The 17,032-nt window shown below is 64.4% G+C and carries 15 protein-coding genes and 2 pseudogenes; 7 read left to right on the top strand and 10 right to left on the bottom strand.

The genetic code is table 11. The annotated features are described in order from the left end of the window. Positions 1-14: 14 nt before the first annotated feature. Positions 15-2,456, bottom strand: coding sequence for a heavy metal translocating P-type ATPase (locus ACVWW3_RS30975; protein WP_456647657.1), 2,442 nt, complete (start codon positions 2,454-2,456; stop codon positions 15-17). Between the two features lie 50 nt (positions 2,457-2,506). Between ACVWW3_RS30975 and ACVWW3_RS30970 the strand changes: the two genes are divergently transcribed. Together ACVWW3_RS30970 and tnpC are read left to right on the top strand one after the other, a co-directional pair. Further along, positions 2,507-2,782: a metal-sensitive transcriptional regulator gene (locus ACVWW3_RS30970; protein ID WP_007598521.1), complete on the top strand. Its 276-nt coding sequence runs from the start codon at positions 2,507-2,509 to the stop codon at positions 2,780-2,782. Positions 2,783-2,875: 93 nt separating this feature from the next. Then, on the top strand, positions 2,876-4,330 hold the full coding sequence (gene tnpC, locus ACVWW3_RS30965; protein WP_456647658.1) for an IS66 family transposase: 1,455 nt from the start codon (positions 2,876-2,878) through the stop codon (positions 4,328-4,330). Between the two features lie 156 nt (positions 4,331-4,486). Here the strand turns inward: tnpC and ACVWW3_RS30960 are convergent, their stop codons facing one another. Further along, on the bottom strand, positions 4,487-5,461 hold the full coding sequence (locus ACVWW3_RS30960; protein WP_456647659.1) for a YiiX/YebB-like N1pC/P60 family cysteine hydrolase: 975 nt from the start codon (positions 5,459-5,461) through the stop codon (positions 4,487-4,489). 192 nt (positions 5,462-5,653) lie between these two features. Here ACVWW3_RS30960 and ACVWW3_RS30955 point away from each other — a divergent pair, with 192 nt between their 5' ends. Continuing rightward, positions 5,654-7,051 carry a flavin monoamine oxidase family protein gene (locus ACVWW3_RS30955; protein WP_456647660.1) on the top strand — a complete coding sequence of 466 codons (1,398 nt, stop codon included), beginning with the start codon at positions 5,654-5,656 and terminating at the stop codon, positions 7,049-7,051. On the opposite strand, the pseudogene ACVWW3_RS30950 reads toward ACVWW3_RS30955, so the two are convergent. The 4 genes and pseudogenes from ACVWW3_RS30950 to pheS form a co-directional block, all read right to left on the bottom strand. Continuing rightward, positions 7,048-7,820: pseudogene (locus ACVWW3_RS30950) on the bottom strand (sulfite exporter TauE/SafE family protein). The gene ACVWW3_RS30955 and the pseudogene ACVWW3_RS30950 sit on opposite strands and share 4 nt — an antisense overlap. Positions 7,821-7,875: 55 nt before the next feature. Next, complete coding sequence (gene pheT / locus ACVWW3_RS30945) at positions 7,876-10,284, bottom strand: phenylalanine--tRNA ligase subunit beta (protein ID WP_456647661.1); 2,409 nt, start codon at positions 10,282-10,284, stop codon at positions 7,876-7,878. Beyond that, on the bottom strand, positions 10,281-10,751 hold the full coding sequence (locus ACVWW3_RS30940; RefSeq protein WP_456647662.1) for an endonuclease domain-containing protein: 471 nt from the start codon (positions 10,749-10,751) through the stop codon (positions 10,281-10,283). Before ACVWW3_RS30940 ends, pheT begins: the two co-directional genes overlap by 4 nt. Positions 10,752-10,831: 80 nt before the next feature. Next, positions 10,832-11,914, bottom strand: a complete 1,083-nt coding sequence (gene pheS / locus ACVWW3_RS30935; RefSeq protein ID WP_456647663.1) for a phenylalanine--tRNA ligase subunit alpha — start codon at positions 11,912-11,914, stop codon at positions 10,832-10,834. A gap of 150 nt (positions 11,915-12,064) precedes the next feature. Here pheS and ACVWW3_RS30930 point away from each other — a divergent pair, with 150 nt between their 5' ends. Further along, positions 12,065-12,478, top strand: coding sequence for a hypothetical protein (locus tag ACVWW3_RS30930; RefSeq protein WP_247443100.1), 414 nt, complete (start codon positions 12,065-12,067; stop codon positions 12,476-12,478). Between the two features lie 9 nt (positions 12,479-12,487). Here the strand turns inward: ACVWW3_RS30930 and rplT are convergent, their stop codons facing one another. Together rplT and rpmI are read right to left on the bottom strand one after the other, a co-directional pair. Beyond that, entirely contained in the window at positions 12,488-12,847 is a 360-nt protein-coding gene (rplT, locus tag ACVWW3_RS30925; protein ID WP_456647664.1) for a 50S ribosomal protein L20, read from the bottom strand. Between the two features lie 80 nt (positions 12,848-12,927). Then, positions 12,928-13,129, bottom strand: a pseudogene (gene rpmI, locus ACVWW3_RS30920) (50S ribosomal protein L35). A 275-nt stretch (positions 13,130-13,404) separates the two neighbouring features. On the opposite strand from rpmI, the gene ACVWW3_RS30915 reads away from it, so the two are divergent. After that, positions 13,405-13,803 (top strand): hypothetical protein, encoded by a 399-nt coding sequence (locus ACVWW3_RS30915; protein WP_456647665.1) that lies wholly within the window; start codon positions 13,405-13,407, stop codon positions 13,801-13,803. Between the two features lie 122 nt (positions 13,804-13,925). On the opposite strand, the gene infC is transcribed toward ACVWW3_RS30915, so the two are convergent. Further along, positions 13,926-14,465: a translation initiation factor IF-3 gene (gene infC / locus ACVWW3_RS30910; RefSeq protein WP_085349942.1), complete on the bottom strand. Its 540-nt coding sequence runs from the start codon at positions 14,463-14,465 to the stop codon at positions 13,926-13,928. Between the two features lie 250 nt (positions 14,466-14,715). Here infC and ACVWW3_RS30905 point away from each other — a divergent pair, with 250 nt between their 5' ends. After that, entirely contained in the window at positions 14,716-15,540 is an 825-nt protein-coding gene (locus tag ACVWW3_RS30905; RefSeq protein ID WP_456647666.1) for an alpha/beta hydrolase, read from the top strand. 157 nt (positions 15,541-15,697) lie between these two features. Then, positions 15,698-16,165 carry a nuclear transport factor 2 family protein gene (locus ACVWW3_RS30900; RefSeq protein WP_456647667.1) on the top strand — a complete coding sequence of 156 codons (468 nt, stop codon included), beginning with the start codon at positions 15,698-15,700 and terminating at the stop codon, positions 16,163-16,165. Positions 16,166-16,168: 3 nt separating this feature from the next. On the opposite strand, the gene ACVWW3_RS30895 is transcribed toward ACVWW3_RS30900, so the two are convergent. Next, positions 16,169-16,966: an acyl-CoA thioesterase domain-containing protein gene (locus ACVWW3_RS30895; protein WP_456647668.1), complete on the bottom strand. Its 798-nt coding sequence runs from the start codon at positions 16,964-16,966 to the stop codon at positions 16,169-16,171. Between the last annotated feature and the right edge of the window lie 66 nt (positions 16,967-17,032).

The raw sequence follows: 17,032 nt of genomic DNA, 5'->3' as shown, positions 1-17,032 counted from the left end.
GGATTTGGCGAGGCTCACAGCTGCGTTGCCCTCAGCCGCAACGCATTTCCAACGACGCTCACCGAGGACAGCGCCATCGCGGCCGCGGCGATGATCGGCGACAGCAACACGCCGAACGCCGGATAGAGGATGCCGGCCGCGATCGGAATGCCCGCGGCGTTGTAGATGAACGCAAAGAACAGGTTTTGCCGGATGTTGCTCATGGTCGCCTGCGACAACTTTCGTGCACGGACGATGCCGGTGAGATCGCCTTTGAGCAGGGTGACGCCAGCGCTCTCCATGGCCACGTCAGTGCCGGTGCCCATGGCAATGCCGACTTCGGCGGCGGCCAACGCCGGCGCGTCGTTGACGCCGTCACCGGCCATCGCGACGCGGTGGCCGGCCTTTTGCAACTTTGTCACCACCGCGCTCTTCTGATCCGGCAGCACCTCGGCCTCGACCTCGGCAATGCCGAGCCGGCGTGCCACCGCTTCCGCCGTTGTGCGGTTGTCGCCGGTCAGCATGATGACCTTGATGCCTTCGGCCGCCAATGCCTTCAGCGCCTCCGGGGTGGTAGCCTTGACCGGATCGGCGATCGCGAACAGGCCGGCAAGCCGCCCATCGACGGCCATGTTGATCACGGTTGCTCCGTCGCCGCGCAGCCGTTCGGCCTCGGTATCAAGCGCTTTGGTGTCGATGCCGATCGACGTCAGATATTTGGCATTGCCGAGCACGATGGTCTTGCCGTCGACCTTGCCGGTCGCGCCCTTGCCCGTCGGCGAATCGAATTGCTCGACCTGGCCCAGTGCGAGCTGCTTGTCCTTCGCCGCGCGCATGATCGCGTCGGCCAAGGGATGCTCGCTGGCGCGCTCGACGCTGGCCGCAAGGCGCAGGATGTCATCTTCCGCAAAACCGGCGGCCGCCACGATCGCGACCAGCTTCGGCTTGCCCTCGGTCAGCGTGCCGGTCTTGTCGACCACCAATGTGTCGATCTTCTCCATCCGCTCCAGCGCCTCGGCGTTCTTGATCAGCACGCCCGCTTGCGCACCGCGTCCGACGCCGACCATGATCGACATCGGGGTCGCGAGCCCGAGCGCGCAGGGGCAGGCGATGATCAGCACGCTGACGGCGGCAACGAGCCCGAAGGCAAGCCGCGGCTCCGGCCCGAACCAGGCCCAGGCAGCGAAGGCTGCGAGCGCGACGGCGATCACCGTTGGCACGAACCAGCCCGCGACCTGGTCGGCCAGCCGCTGGATCGGCGCGCGCGAGCGTTGTGCGTCGGCAACCATCTGCACGATCTGCGACAGCAGCGTCTCGCGCCCGACCTTTTCGGCGCGCATGATGAAGCTGCCCGACTGGTTCAACGTACCGGCGATGACTTTTGCGCCGCTCTCCTTGGTGACCGGCATGGATTCCCCCGTCACGAGCGACTCGTCGAGCGAAGAGCGGCCCTCGAGGATGGTGCCGTCGACGGGCACCTTCTCGCCGGGACGAACGCGGAGACGATCGCCGGCATGGAGCGTATCGATCTCGACCTCGTGTTCGCCGCCGTCGGGATCGACGCGGCGCGCGGTCTTCGGGGCGAGCTGCAACAGCGCCTTGATCGCGCCTGACGTCGCGTCGCGGGCGCGCAGCTCCAGCACCTGGCCGAGCAGCACCAGCACGGTGATCACAGCAGCCGCTTCGAAATAGACGGCGACCGCGCCGCCATGGCCGCGGAAGGTCGCGGGGAAGATCTGCGGCGCGATGGTGCCGATCAGGCTGTAGACATAGGCGACGCCCGTGCCCATCGCGATCAGCGTGAACATGTTGAGGTTGCGCGTTAGCAGCGACTGCCAGCCGCGCAGGAAGAACGGCCAGCCCGCCCACAGCACGACGGGCGTGGCGAAAACGAGCTGGATCCAGTTCGACAGCGTCGGATCGATCCAGTTATGCGGGCCCGCGAGATGGCCGCCCATCTCCAGCACCACCGCCGGCAGCGCCAGCGCACCGCCGATCCAGAACCGCCGCGTCATGTCGCCGAGCTCGGGGTTGGGACCGCTGTCGAGGCTCGCGATCTCCGGCTCCAGCGCCATGCCGCAGATCGGGCAGCTCCCCGGTCCGACCTGGCGTACGTCCGGATGCATCGGGCAGGTGTAGATCGTGCCCGCGGGCATCTCGGGCTCGGGTGTCTTCTGCTCTTCGTTCCTCTTGGCAAGATATTTTGCGGGATCGGCGGCGAATTTGGTGCGGCAGCCGGCCGAGCAGAAATGGAAAGTCTCGCCGTGATGGGCGAACCGGTGCTTTGAGGTCGCGGGATCGACCGTCATGCCGCAGACGGGATCGTGGACTCTTGTCGCGGCGGCGCCGTGGTCGTGGGCGTGATCGCCGCAGCAGGAGGAAGCGGCGGGCTTGGCGGCCGGTGCCGCTTTGCTGGAACAGCTGCATCCGGAATGTGTTTCCGGCTTGTGGTGGTGTCCGTGTTCGGCGTCGTTCATTGCCATGCTCCGGCCTTGCAACTTATACCCTGGGGGGGTATATAGCCACCATGCGCAAGGACATCAAGGCATCCGTCGGAAAACGTCTCGGCCGGATCGAGGGTCAGGTTCGCGGCCTCTCGAAAATGGTCGAGGAGGACCGCTACTGCATCGACATCGTCACGCAGATCTCAGCGGTGCGAGCCGCGCTGCGCCGGGTCGAGGAAGAGGTTTTGAAGGACCACGTCGCCCATTGCGTCGAGCATGCGATCGCGAGCGGCGACAAGGCCGACCAGCGCGAGAAGATCGCGGAGCTGATGGCGGTGATCGGGCGGGCGGAGCGCTAGGTTTCCACCGTCATTGCGAGCGCAGCGGTAACTGCCCAGGTGGCCGTTTGTATTCTCTTGACTGACCACATGTGTTTGTGAGTCAGGGTATGGGTGACGCCGCCAAATTCCTCATTGTCTGTGGACGCCCTGCTGGCCCTGATTGGGGAGTTGCAGGAGCGCAACCTGATGTTGGAGCAGCAGAACGCATTGCTGACGGTGCGTGTGGCCGATCTGGAGCGTCGGCTTGGTCTGGACAGCTCCAATAGCAGCAAGCCGCCTTCGAGCGATGGACCGGGCCAGGCTTCTCGCCGGACACAGAGCCTGCGTGAGCGAGGGTTGAAGAAGCCCGGCGGCCAGCCCGGCCATGCAGGCAAACACTTGAAGCGGTCCGAACGGGTCGATCATACGATCATGCATCGCCCTGTCAGATGCGGGCGCTGCCGAATGGCGCTGGAGGGTGAACAGCTGGAACTTGTCGGCAGCCGTCAGGTGTTCGATCTGCCGGCGCCGGCGCCGCTGCTCGTCACGGAGCATCAGCTCTATCGTTGCAAATGCAGCGGCTGTGGCGCGGTCACGACAGGATCGTTTCCACCCGAGGTAAGGGCGCCGGCGCAATATGGCGTCCGGTTGGCCGCTGTGGTGACCTATCTGTCGGCGGGACAGTTTCTGCCTGAAGATCGGCTCGGGCAAATCCTCTCCGATCTGTTTGGCGTGACCATCTCGGCCGGCACGATCGGACAAATGATCGCCCGGGCTGCCAGCCGGACGCAGGATTTCGCTGCGGCAGTCTGCGAGCAAATCCGCCGGGCACCGGTCAAGCATTTGGATGAGACCGGGTTCTGGGTGGGCGCCACGCCGCAATGGCTGCATGTCGCGGGCACCGCCGGGATCAATGGGCTGGTGCATTATCGCGTCTCACCCAGGCGCGGCGAGGTGCTGACGCAAGCGGCGCATATCGTTGTGCACGACCATTGGACATCCTATTTTCAGATGTCCGGTGTCACGCATGCGCTGTGCAATGCGCATCACCTGCGCGAGTTGACGGCGCTGGTGGACATCGATGGCGAGGCCTGGGCCCGGCGCATGCGCGGGTTGCTCCGCTGCCTGTGCCACGAGGTCAATCTGGCGTCAGAGCATCCAACCGATCAGACAGGCGCGCTGCGTCCCAACAGAATCCGCGCCGCCGAGCGACTTTATGACCGCATTATCCGCGCCGGTATCGCCTGGCACGAGGCGCTACCCGCGCTGCCTCGCGACATCAAGCGCGGGCGGATCAGACGGCGCACGGGCCATAATCTCCTGTTGCGCCTCAAGTTACATAAAGAGGCGGTGCTGCTGTTTCTGCACAACTCGGCGGTGCCGTTTACCAACAACGAGGCCGAGCGCGATGCTCGGATGATGAAATTGCGGCAGAAGATCTCTGCCGGCTTCCGCACCTCACAAGGCGCAGACAATTTCGCCACGCTTCGCACCCTGATCGGTACCGCTCGAAAGCGCGGATGGAACATGCTCGAAACATTGTCCCGATGCCCCACACAACTCATCCACAAACTCAGCGTCGCCTAACCGAGCAAACGGACCTGGGCAGTTACGCGAAGCGAAGCAATCCAGAATCCCACCGCGGTGACAGTCTGGATTGCTTCGCTTCGCCGCTTCGCTCGCAATGACGGCGTTGAGGGAGGCGAGCACCACCCCAATCGCCGGGCACGACGGCGGACGTTTCTACGCCGCCATCTCCTGCGCCCGTCCCCGTGCGCGGTACCTTGCGAGCTCGTTCAGCAGCACAAAATGATCGGAGAAGGCGACGCTCATCTCCGCAACCGCCTCAGGCATCACTTGCTCAGCCGGAATTTGATTCGGCGCCTCTTTGTCAATCGCTTCAGGAACGAGCGGCGGCGCACTGAGCGTTTCTGGAAAGACACTGAAGGTGCCGGCTACCTCCTCGAGCGGCTTCTGCTTGTCGGCCCAGTGCAGGGCGGTGTAGTCGAAACCGTGCACGATGGTGGGTTTGACGACTTCGAAATAGGGCGAGATGTCGAAGTCGCGGGGCATGTAGAGCGAGGAATCGCGAATATGCAGGATCTCGCGGCGGGCAGCGCGGCTGCCGGCCTTGGTGATCTTGGGCAGGATCGGATAGCGCACGGCGTCGAAGGCCTGCGCGATCAGCGCCGAGCAGATGATCTTGGTGGGATCGCCCGAGCCGATCGAGATCATGCGGCGCCGCCAGCGCTGCGGGATCGGCAGCGGAAACAGAAAGCGCATCAGGTCGACGATGTTCTTGGTGTCGTAGCCGAAGCCGATGCGGTTGATCGCATAGCGGCAGACCGTGGTGCGGTCCTCATAGGACAGCCCGACCGGGCGGCAGACCCGGGTGTGATAGGGGAAATATTTCGAAAGCGGCGCGGAGGTGACGCCCTCGCCGATATTGGCCTCGATCAGCACGTGGGGCTCGCCGTCGGGTTCCTCGGCGCCCTCGATCGGGCCGACATAGAGTGCGGCATGCGACCAGGTCGACTGCGTCAGATATTTGATGATGCCGGAAATGCGGTTGTTGCCCTCGACCAGCAGCACGTCGCCGGGCTCGATGACGCCGCGCAGATGCTCCGGGTCGCTCGGCGTGAACGGCTCATAGCCCGGCACCTCCTTCGAGAGGTACGCGGCAATAAGCTTGCCGGCTGAGTCTAGGACCGTCCCCATGTCGAACTCTCCCCACGGCCTTTTCCGGCCGCCTTTTTCTCTTCTCTATCATGGTCGAAACGTCTTGCAATTCGGTTCATAGCTCTGTGAGGTCAAGCACGATTGATTCACCATGATAGTTGCCGTGCAACATCGGATGCGGCAAGGTTCGCTAGCTGTTCCCGTTTGCCGCAAGTCTCCGGAAACCATGACATGACAATCACGCGCCGCAGCTTCCTATCGGCGTCGGCGGGCCTTGCCGCGATGCCGGTCCTGCGCGCAACCGCGGCGACCCTGCCGCGCGAGGCTGACATTGTCGTGATCGGCGCGGGCGCGGCCGGAATTGCCGCAGCGCGGCGCATCATGGCGGCCAATCGCAAGGTCGTGGTGGTGGAAGCTGCAGGCAAGATCGGCGGGCGCTGCATCACCGACACGACGACCTTCGACACGCCGTTCGATCGCGGCGCGCGCTGGATGCACAATCCCGACACCAATCCGATGATCCGGCTGGCGCGCAGTGCAGGGCTCGACGTGCTGCCGGCGCCATCGGGCCAGAAGATGCGCATCGGCCGCCGCAATGCGCGCGCCGGCGAGACCGAGGAATTCCTGGCGGCGCTGGTGCGCGCCAACCGCGCCATCGACGAGGCCGGGCGCGGCAAGCTCGATACGGCTTGCGCATCGGCGCTGCCGAAGGATCTCGGCGACTGGGCCGGCGCGGCCGAGTTCATGCTGGGCGCGAGCTTCGCCGGCAAGGACCTGAGGGAGCTTTCGGCGATCGACAAGGCGCGCGCGCAGGATCGCAACGCCGCGATCGCCTGCCGCCAGGGCCTGGGAACTCTGATCGCCAGGCTCGGTGAGCAGGCGCCGGTCGCGCTGTCGACGCCGGCGAGCCGCATCGTCTGGAGCAATCGCGACGTCAGTGTGGAGACGCAGGCCGGCAGGATTGCCGCACGCGCCGCCATCATCACGGTCTCGACCAATGTGCTGACCTCGGGTGCGATCAAGTTTGGGCCTGACATTCCCAAGCGCACGCTCGACGCCGCCTCGAAGCTCACTCTCGGAAGCTACGATCATATCGTGCTGCAACTGCCGGGTAACCCGTTGGGCCTGTCGCGCGACGACATCCTGATCGAACAGAGCAACTCGACGCGCACGGCGCTGATGTTCGCCAATATCGGCGGCTCCTCGCTGTGCTCGATCGATGTCGGCGGCTCGTTCGGCCGCGATCTCTCCGAGCAGGGCGAGAAGGCGATGACGGCCTTCGCCAGGGAATGGATCACAAAACTGTTCGGCAGCGAAGTCGCGGCCGCCGTGCAGAAAGCCAGCGCGACGCGCTGGAACGCCTCGCCTTTCGTGATGGGTGCGATGTCGGCGGCCTCGCCCGGCGGTCAGCTCTCGCGAAAGATTTTGGCCGAGCCGATCGGCAACCTGTTCCTCGCCGGCGAAGCCACGCACGAGTCCCTCTGGGGCACCGTCGACGGCGCCTGGGAAAGCGGCGAGCGCGCCGCGGACGCGGCACTACGCAAGATCGGTGCGCTGAAGGATGAGCCGAGCGATGTCCCGACGCAGTCGACGAAGAGGCGGCGTGCGCCGCGACGGCAGGGCAACTAGCGCAGTATGCCGTCTAACACGGGCAGCCCGGCGATCACCGCTATCGCGATCAGCCCGTAGCAAATCGCGCGGAACATTTTCTCGCTGGCGCGACCGAACAGCGAGGCGCCGAAGGCGACGCCGATCGCATAGACCGGGCCGACGATCAGCGAGAGCACGAGCGATTCGCGCGAGATCAGTCCTGTGGTCGCATAGCTGACCATCGAGAAAAAATCCGACGCGCCAAAAAACAGCAAGATGTTGGCGCGCGCGACGATCGATGCGACCGGGCGGCCGAGCCAGTAGCCGACGATCGGCGGGCCGCCGGTCTGTGCGAGGCCGCTGCAGAACCCGGAGAGGCTGCCGATGCCGACCGAGAGCCAGGCGTGGTCCTTGCCGCGATAGCGCCAGCCCGACAGCAGCAGAAGCAACAGCGCGGCGACGAAGCAGGAGATGATCCAGCGCGTCGTGACGGGCTCGAGCACGCTGAGGAAATAGGTGCCGACGGGTACGCCGACCAGCGCGCCGAGCACGATCACCGAGCGGTGGCCTTGCGATCCGCCTTGCGCCAGGCGTCAGGCAGCAGCGGCGCGGCCGCGATGAAATCGATCACGAGGAGCAGCGCGGCAACGAGCCGCGGCGTCGCGATGCTGCTCGCCAGCGGCATGAAGATCAGCGCCGAGCCGAAGCCGGAGAAGCCGCGCGCGGTGCCCGAAACGAAAGCGACGGCGCAGAGCGCCATCGCAATGGTGAGGCTGACGTCCTTCGGGAGAAAGTCAGTGAGACTCATGCTCTTCGCTGCTGGAGCATGACGTTGTCCGAATACCGCTTCACACTTTCCGGCGTCATGCTCGCAAAGTGCCGCCGGTCTTCTTCGTCACCTCCGCCACGATTTTCGCGGCGACGGCCTCGATCTCCTGGTCGGTCAGCGTCTTCTCGCGTGGCTGGATCGTCACCGCGATCGCGATCGACTTCTTGCCGTCGTCGATGCCCTTGCCTTCGTAGACGTCGAACACGTTCACGCCGGTGATCAGCTTCTTGTCGATGCTCTGGGCCGCGCGCACGATGTCGCCGCCCTTTACGGTGCGGTCGATGATGAAGGCAAAATCGCGCGTAACAGGCTGGAAGGCCGACAGCTCGATGGCGGGCTTGGCGCGGGTCGGCTTCTTCTTCGCCTCGGGGACGCGGTCGAGGATCACCTCGAACACCATCAGCGGGCCGCCGGCACCGAGCGCCTCGAGCGCGCGCGGATGCATCTCGCCGAAATAACCCAGCACGTTCTGCGGCCCGATCTGGATCGTGCCGGAGCGCCCGGGATGCAGCCAGGACGGGCCGCCCGCGACGATTTGAAGTGCCTGCATCGGCGCGCCGGCAGCAGCCAGCACCGCAAGCGCATCGGCCTTGGCGTCGAACAATTCAGCCTGCGCCGAACCCGACCAATGCCGTCCCAGGCCTTGCGACGACGCAAAGCCGCGGCGGACACCGCTTGCCGCCGTGAATTGATCCTGCGGGCGATCGCCCTTGAACACCTGCCCGACCTCGAACAGCGCGACATCGCCAAAGCCGCGATCGGCATTGGCCTGCGCCGCCGCGATCAGGCCCGCCAACAGCGTCGGGCGCATGTCGGAGAGGTCCGCCGCGATCGGGTTGGCGACTTCGAGTTCGCGCTGGCCGCCGCCGAACAGTTTTGCCGCAGACTTGGTGATGAAGGACCAGGTCACCGCTTCGATGATGCCGCGGCTCGCCAGCGCGCGCCGCGCGCGGCGGGTGCGGAGCTGGAGCGTGGTCAGCACGGACTTGCGTGCGTCCTCGCCGCGCTCGAACGGCGTCATCGGCACCTTGTCGACGCCGAAGATGCGGACGACTTCCTCGACGATGTCGGCCTTGCCGTGCACGTCGGAGCGCCACGACGGCACCGCGACCTTCACGACGGGGCCCGGGCCCGCCATCATGAAGCCGAGATGGGTCAGGATGCGCTTCATCTCCGGCATGGGCACCTCGATGCCCGAGAGCCGCTTCACCTCGGTGACCGGAAAATCGATCACGCGGTCATCGCCGAAGGTCTTGCCGACCACGACGTTCTCCGACGGCGTGCCGCCGCACATCTCCATCACCAGCCTGGTCGCGAGCTCCAGCCCGGGGACCATGAAGGCCGGGTCGACACCGCGCTCGAAGCGGTAGCGCGCATCCGAATTGATGCCGAGCTTGCGGCCGGTCTGGGCGATGTTGATCTCGTTCCACAGCGCCGATTCGATCAGCACGTCGGTGGTGGTCTCGTCGCAGCCCGAGGCCTCGCCGCCCATGATGCCGGCGAGCGATTCGACGCCGTGCTCGTCCGCGATCACGCAAATCGCGGGATCGAGATTGTAGCTGCGGCCGTCGAGCGCGAGCAGCGTCTCGCCGTCACGGGCGCGGCGCACCACGAGATTGCCCTTCACTTTCCTCGCGTCGAACACGTGCAGCGGCCGTGCGCGGTCGTAAGTCATGAAGTTGGTGATATCGACCAGCGCGTTGATCGGACGCAGGCCAATCGCGGTCAGCTGCTTCTGCAGCCATTCCGGCGACGGGCCGTTCTTGACGCCGCGCACGAGACGAAGCGCAAAGCCCGGGCACAGTGCGGCGTCTTCGACCGTGACCGTCACCGGACACGGGAATTCGCCCTTGATCGGCTTGATGGTGGGGTCTTTGAACTTGCCCATGTCTGCGGCGGCAAGATCGCGCGCGATGCCGTGCACGCCGGTGCAGTCCTGCCGGTTCGGCGTCAGATTGATCTCGACCACGGGATCGCCGAGGCCGGCCCATGCGGCGTAAGCAGCGCCGATCGGCGCATCGGCCGGCAGTTCCATGATGCCGTCATGGTCGTTGGAGATCTGCAGCTCGGCCGCCGAGCACAGCATGCCGCGGCTTTCGACACCGCGGATGGTGCCGACGCCGAGCGTGATGTCCTTGCCGGGAATGTAGGTCCCGGGCGGCGAGAACACACTGACGAGACCCGTCCGCGCATTCGGCGCGCCGCACACGACCTGCACGGGCGCGCCACCGTCACCGGTCTCGACCATGCAGACGCGCAGCCGATCCGCATTCGGATGCTGCTCGGCGGATATCACCTTGGCGATGGTGAAAGGCTTCAGCGCCTTCGCCTTGTCCTCGATGTTCTCGACCTCGAGCCCGATCATGGTGAGCTTCTCGGCGAGCTTTTCCAGCGGCTCGTCGGTGTCGAGATGATCCTTCAGCCAGGAGAGGGTGAATTTCATGGCTGTGTGCCTCGGCTTTTGTCGGTGTTCACTGAGTTGCTTTGGTCGGTGTCAATGTTCCCTCCCCCCTTGTGGGGGAGGGTCAGGGAGGGGGGTAAGCCGCGGGCTCCGGCAGAAGCTGCCTGGCGAATTACCTGTACGACTCCCTCCAAATTCGTCATCACCTGTTCATTGGTGAAGCGCAGAACCTGAAATCCTTCGGCAGCGAAGAACGCGTCGCGACGATGATCTGCCTTTTGACGTTCCTCGAAATTGTGAGATTCCCCATCGAGCTCGATGATGATTTTCGAGGAGAAACAAACGAAATCGGCGATGTAGTTCCCGATCGGAGTCTGACGTCGGATGCCGACACCATCCATACGGTTGGCCTTCAAGTAACGCCACAGCAGTGTTTCGGCGCGCGTCATCGCTCGGCGAAGTTGCTTCGCCCGGCTGCGCTGACGCTCGCTTACAACTGCGTGCGGCATCCGCGGCTACCCCCCTCCCTGCCCCTCCCCCACAAGGGGGGAGGGAACGGAGAGAGTCTTGGTGTGTCCGAGCACGAACATCACGAGCTCAGCCCTCCCGCGAGGGTCGGCACTTCCAGTGGCTTGAAGCCGTAATGGGACAGCCAGCGGACGTCGTTGTCGAACAGCTGGCGCAGATCGGCGATGCCGTATTTCAGCATGGCGATGCGGTCGATGCCCATGCCCCAGGCGAAGCCCTGGTACTCGTCGGGATCGATGCCGCAGGCGCGCAGCACGTTCGGATGCACCATGCCGCAGCCGAGAATCTCCAGCCAGTCTTCGCCCTCGCCGAAGCGGATCTCGCCCTTGTCGCGGCGGCACTGGATGTCGACTTCCAGCGACGGCTCGGTGAACGGGAAGAACGAGGGCCGGAAGCGCATGTTGATGTGATCGACCTCGAAGAACGCCTTGCAGAACTCGTGCAGGATCCATTTGAGGTGGCCGAGATGCGAGTGCTTGTCGATGACAAGGCCTTCGACCTGGTGGAATTGCGGCGTGTGGGTCGCATCCGAATCGATGCGATAGGTGCGGCCCGGGCAGATCACGCGGATCGGCGGCTTCTCACTCAGCATGGTGCGCACCTGCACCGGCGAGGTGTGTGTGCGCAACAGCATGCGCGAGCCATCCTCCTTCGGATGGAAGAAGAACGTGTCGTGCATCTCGCGCGCGGGATGGCCTTCGGGAAAATTCAGCTTGGTGAAGTTGTAGTCGTCGGTCTCGATATCAGGACCTTCGGCGACCGAGAATCCCATGTCGGCGAAGATCGTGGTCAGCTCGTCCCAGACCTGGCTCAGCGGATGAATGCGGCCGGCTTCAGTCGGTGCATCGCGCAGCGGCAGGGTGACGTCGATGGTTTCCGAAGCGAGCCGCGCGTCGAGCGCCGCCGATTTCAAAACGTCGCGCCGCGCGGCGAGGGCCTCGGTGACCTTGTCCTTGGCCTGGTTGATCGCGGCGCCTTGCGTCTTGCGCTCGTCCGGCGACATTTTTCCGAGCGTGGCAAGAAGCGCCGAGATCGAACCTTTCTTGCCGAGGGCTGCGACGCGCACCGCCTCGAGGGCGGCCTCGTCTCCGGCGTCGGCGATCTGGTCGAGGATGGATGTTTCGAGCGTTGCGAGGTCGGACACGGTCAAATCCCTGCTGCCAAATTCGGCTGGGTTGTCGCCGCCCGAAGGCCGTAACGTCAAGCGAAAAGCCGGTCATTTCGGGCTGACGAACGGCTGGGTTGAACCTCGCGCGGGGGCTTGGCACCAAGGGGATACGAGGAGGCTTTCGCGATGCTCTCAAGATCCGGTCTGGCTGTTCTGGCCGTCGCGCTCTCTGTTGCCGGCACCCCGGCGCGCGCCATGGTCTGCATGGAGAAATCCATGACGCTGGACGAGGTCGTCGACACCATCGGTGCCCAGAAGGGCTGCAAAAGCGCGATGAAGGTGTTTCAGGATTGCCAGTTGACAGCGAGCGGCGATGTCCAGCTCGGTGCCGCCGTCGAGAAGAAATGCGAGGCGGATTTCATGCCCGGCCTCAACATGGTGCGGAAACAGGCCTACCAACGCGAGATGGGTGTTTGCGACCGAAAGTACCGGAATAAATCCGGCACCATGTATCTGTCGTTTACGGCATTCTGCCGGGCGGAGGTCGCCCAGCGTTACTCGCAACGCGCGCTGAAGGCTGCGGGCTCGAAAGCCCGCTAGCGCGGCCTCTTAGGCCGCGAGCGCAGCTTTGGCCTTCTCGGCGATCGCCTGGAACGACGCGGGCTCGTTGATCGCGAGATCCGACAGCACCTTGCGGTCCACCGTGATCCCGGACTTGGCCATGCCGTCGATGAACCGGCTGTAGGTCAGGCCGAACGGACGCACAGCAGCGTTGATGCGCTGGATCCAGAGCGCACGGAACGTCCGCTTCTTGCGCTTGCGGTCACGGAAGGCGTACTGCAGGGCCTTGTCGACGGCCGGCTTGGCAGTGCGGATGGTGTTCTTGCGGCGGCCGCGGAAACCCTTGGCGGCCTTGTAGACTTTCTTATGCTTGGCGTGGGCGGTCACACCGCGTTTGACGCGAGCCATGACAAAAATCCTTCAGAGATGACTTGATGTTCGGATCGCCGCGAAAGTTGCGGCGCTGGTGGCAATGATCGTGGACGCGATCAGGCGTTCGGCAAGAAGTACTTCTTGACGTTGTCGCCATCGGTCTTGAACAGCACGCTGGTGCCGCGAAGCTGACGGATCTGCTTCTTCGTCCGCTTGATCATGCCGTGACGTTTGCCGCGATGGGCGAACATCACTTTTGCCGGTGGCAGTCACCTTGAAGCGCTTTTTGGCGCCCGATTTGGTCTTCAGCTTGGGCATTTTGCTCTCCTATGGCCACAACAGAATGCCGCCCGTGAAGGCGGCTGGCCGTCTAAAATGCTCGTTAGAGCGTTGATTGTGCTCAGGTTTTTTGCGAACTAGCGCGAAACCCGCACGGACACCGCCGCGGCAGCCCTTAATCAGCCGGGCGATGAAGGCTGGGCTTATGACAGAGGACGGGCGAATTGGCAACGATGAACCGCTGGAATCTAGCCGGCGACTGTCCGGAATTGCTATCTTCATGTCCCAGCCGTGTCGCCCGGAGCAGGACCCAAATGGCCCATCTTTCCCAATCGCTTTCGTTTTTGACCGAGTTCGCCCGTCCGCGCCGCCTGGCGCTGTTGGCCGTGCTCGCCACGGCTGCGCTTCCCTCGACCGCCGACGCGCGCGGCTATGACGGCGTCTGGAACGTCACTTTCGCCACCACCCGCGGCAATTGCAGCTCTGGCTACAGCGTCCCCTTCACCGTCGCCGGCAGCCGGGTGTCGTCCGCCGGCGGTGGCCGGGTCTCCGGCAGGGTCAATCGCAGCGGTGCCGTCGCGGTCGAGGTCTCCGTCGGGGCGTCCCATGCCAGCGGCGGCGGCCGGCTCGCGAGGTGGGCCGGAACCGGCTCCTGGCACGGCATCATTTCCGGCGACCGCTGCAGCGGCATCTGGCAGGCGACAAGGACGTAACTGTCGCCCAAGAAGACGGTGCGCTCCCTCTCCCGCTCGCGGGGGAGGCAAGAAAACAAAACGGCCCGCCGGAAATCCGGACGGGCCGTTGAATTCGCTAATTCAAAGTATCGGTGTCAGCGTCAGCGCGGCGCCAGCACCATGACGACCTGACGGCCCTCGAACCGCGCGTCCTGCTCCACCTTGGCGAGCTCGGCGACGTCGGTCTTGATCTTGTCGAGCAGCTTGGTGCCGATCTCCTGGTGCGCCATTTCGCGGCCGCGATAGCGCAGAGTGATCTTGACCTTGTCGCCCTCTTCGAAGAACCGCTGCATCGCGCGCATCTTAACTTCGTAATCGTGGTCGTCGATCATCGGGCGGAGCTTGATCTCCTTGATCTCGACGATCTTCTGCCGCTTGCGGGCTTCGGCAGCTTTTTTCTGCGCGGAATACTTATACTTCCCGTAGTCCATGATCTTGCAGACGGGAGGGCTGACGTTCGGCGAGATCTCGACCAGATCCATGCCGGCCTCCTGGGCCAGGCGGATAGCCGCGACGGTCTCGATGGTGCCCTTGTTGTCACCGGTCTGATCGATCAGCTGGATCTGCGCATTGCGAATATCGTCATTGATGCGCGGCCCGTCTTTGGCGGCAGTGGGTGGGGCTTTATTGGGACGGCGAATGGGTGGTTCTCCAAAGTTATGAAAAGAGGCGGCTATTTTGCAGGAAGATACGGTTGCCGGCAAGCAATTCGCTCGTGCGGCGGTCGAAAAAGCCTCAACTGCGAGGCATTTTGGCCACGCCGGGGCACGAAGACCGACATAGACACCTTGCTTCTGTTCCGCAAGCGTCCCAAAGGGCCAATGCCGATGTCCGGCTGCGCTGCGGAACAGGTCCGGACAACTCAAACCGCGCAGTCAGAGTAAACGTTCCATGAATCACGCAATTCCCGATGCCATGCTCGACTTCATCGATGTGGGCGAGGGCCCGTCCGCACGCCGGATCGCGGTGCGCAGTCGGCGCGGGCAAGGACCTGAGCAAGGACCTGAACAAGGACCGGGACTGGTTTGGCTCGGCGGGTTCAAGTCGGACATGCAGGGCAGCAAGGCCGTGGCGCTGGACGAATGGGCCAGGGATCGCGGCCGTGCCGTGGTCCGGTTCGACTATTCCGGCCACGGCGAATCCGGCGGCGACTTCGCCGATGGAACCATCGGGAGCTGGCTCGAGGATAGCGTGGCGGTGTTCGAACGGTTCTGCGACGGCCCGCAAGTCCTGATCGGCTCGTCCATGGGCGGCTGGATGGCGCTGCTGCTCGCGCGCGAAATCAAGAAGCGTCAAGAGAAACAGCACGCCAAGGCGTCGCTGGCGGGCCTGGTGCTGATCGCGCCGGCGCCCGACTTCACCGAGGAGCTGATGTGGAAGAACTTTCCGGCCGCGGTGAAGAAAGAAATCGAGACCAAGGGTGTCTGGCTGCGGCCGTCGGACTATGGCGATGGCTCGCCCTATCCGATCACGCGGAAACTGATCGAGGAGGGGCGCAACCACCTCGTGCTCGGCAGCGCCATCGATCTCGGCTGTCCTGTCCGCATCCTGCAAGGCGCGCAGGATCCTGATGTACCCTGGCAGCACGCGTTCGCGCTGACACATCGCCTGCCGGCCGACGACGTCGTGCTGACCATGATCCAGGACGGCGATCACCGTCTCTCCCGCCCGCAAGACATCGCGCGCATTCTTGCCGCGGTGGCCGAGATCGGGTGAAGGTATAGTGCTCAGTGTCATCGTCCGCCTTGTGCGCAATTGCGCACTGGGGCGGACGATCCAGTATTCCAGAGACTGTAGTGATTGAACCGAGAAGTTGCGGCGTACTGGATGCCCGCCTTCGCGGGGCATGACGAAGAGAGTGGGAGACAAGCCAATGACCACGACCGCCATGCTGCGCGCCTTCTGCGACGCCGTCGAACAACGCATCGGGAAAGCCTTCGCCGACCTGTTCACCGGGGACGGCGTCTATCACGACGTGTTCTACGGCGCCTTTACCGGCTGCGAGAACATCGCCGCGATGATCGACGACTGGTTTTATCGCACGGCCACCGATTTCCGCTGGGACATGCACGATCCCGTGTCCGACGGCACCACGCTCTATGCGCGCTACACGTTCAGCTACCGCTCGACCCTGCCCGAGGCGAATGGCGCGCGGGCGATGTTCGAGGGCGTCGCGATCATGACGCTACGCGACGGCAAGATCGTCAGCTATCACGAGGTCGCCAACACCGCGCCGGCGTTTGTCGATCTGAAGTTTGCGCCCGAGCGCATCGCCAAGATCGTCGCCAGGCAGGGCGCTGAGCTCAAGGCGCGGCCGGAGATGAAGCGGCATTTGTCGTGACGGTTACGGCGGCGGTGGCTTCGCAATCGGCTTGCGCTGCGCCAGCGCTGCGACCGTGGCGGTGCCGATCGGGCCCGCTTCGTCATAGAGCCAGCATTCGCCGATTGCCACGCCGTCGGTGGCCTGGTGGTTGACCACGTCGAAGCCGATCCAGTTCGTCACCGGCAAGCGGTGCAGATAGATCGTGACATCGCTGTTGATGTAGCGGAGCCCCTTGTCGCCGGCGTTCGCGAACGGGCTGGCGAAATCGGCGCCGGTGGCGACGTGGACGAACGGCGTCATCGGCACGCCCGCCACCAGTTCGCGCACCTCGCTCATCCAGAGTTTTCGTGGCCCGAGCGAGCCCATATGGCCGACGATCGGCCGCGTCGCCCATTTGCCGTTCATGCCGAGCCTGGGATCGGTGGGCTTGGGAATGTCGGCGGGCTTCGGCACGTCCCAGTTCGGCGGCGACCAGACATTGCCTTCCGGATTCTGCGTTCGCCGCAACAGCTGACACGAAGCGCGCGCCATGCCGACACCGCCGGACAAGAATTCCGCTTCCACGACGCGGATGCGCATTCCGTCGCGCACGAGACGCGTCGTCACCTCGATCGGCTTGTCGATGGTCGGCAGCCGAAACATGTCGACGGTCAGCCGCGCCGGCACGAATTCAGGGCCGGAATGCCGCTCCTCGATGGCGAAGCCGAGCAGGCCGATGATGACGCGTCCGTGCAGCGATTTCGGATCCCACGGACCATTGGCGACTTCCGTCGGATGGAATGTGTCGCCGTCGCGAGTGAAGAAAGGCATGCTTGTCATGGCGCGCGAGATTGAAGGAACGCGCGGGGAAATCAAGGTCCCCAATCCTCATGGTGAGGAGGCGCG

It is taken from the genome of Bradyrhizobium sp. LM2.9 (assembly GCF_054056555.1).
This window is presented reverse-complemented; position numbering and strand designations above follow the sequence as displayed.

Coding starts and splice junctions, on each gene's coding strand:
- ACVWW3_RS30975 (WP_456647657.1), bottom strand. CDS start 2,456: ATGAACGACGCCGAACACGGACACCACCACAAGCCGGAAACACATTCC.
- ACVWW3_RS30970 (WP_007598521.1), top strand. CDS start 2,507: ATGCGCAAGGACATCAAGGCATCCGTCGGAAAACGTCTCGGCCGGATC.
- ACVWW3_RS30960 (WP_456647659.1), bottom strand. CDS start 5,461: ATGGGGACGGTCCTAGACTCAGCCGGCAAGCTTATTGCCGCGTACCTC.
- ACVWW3_RS30955 (WP_456647660.1), top strand. CDS start 5,654: ATGACAATCACGCGCCGCAGCTTCCTATCGGCGTCGGCGGGCCTTGCC.
- pheT (WP_456647661.1), bottom strand. CDS start 10,284: ATGAAATTCACCCTCTCCTGGCTGAAGGATCATCTCGACACCGACGAG.
- ACVWW3_RS30940 (WP_456647662.1), bottom strand. CDS start 10,751: ATGCCGCACGCAGTTGTAAGCGAGCGTCAGCGCAGCCGGGCGAAGCAA.
- ACVWW3_RS30930 (WP_247443100.1), top strand. CDS start 12,065: ATGCTCTCAAGATCCGGTCTGGCTGTTCTGGCCGTCGCGCTCTCTGTT.
- rplT (WP_456647664.1), bottom strand. CDS start 12,847: ATGGCTCGCGTCAAACGCGGTGTGACCGCCCACGCCAAGCATAAGAAA.
- ACVWW3_RS30915 (WP_456647665.1), top strand. CDS start 13,405: ATGGCCCATCTTTCCCAATCGCTTTCGTTTTTGACCGAGTTCGCCCGT.
- ACVWW3_RS30905 (WP_456647666.1), top strand. CDS start 14,716: ATGAATCACGCAATTCCCGATGCCATGCTCGACTTCATCGATGTGGGC.
- ACVWW3_RS30900 (WP_456647667.1), top strand. CDS start 15,698: ATGACCACGACCGCCATGCTGCGCGCCTTCTGCGACGCCGTCGAACAA.
- ACVWW3_RS30895 (WP_456647668.1), bottom strand. CDS start 16,966: ATGACAAGCATGCCTTTCTTCACTCGCGACGGCGACACATTCCATCCG.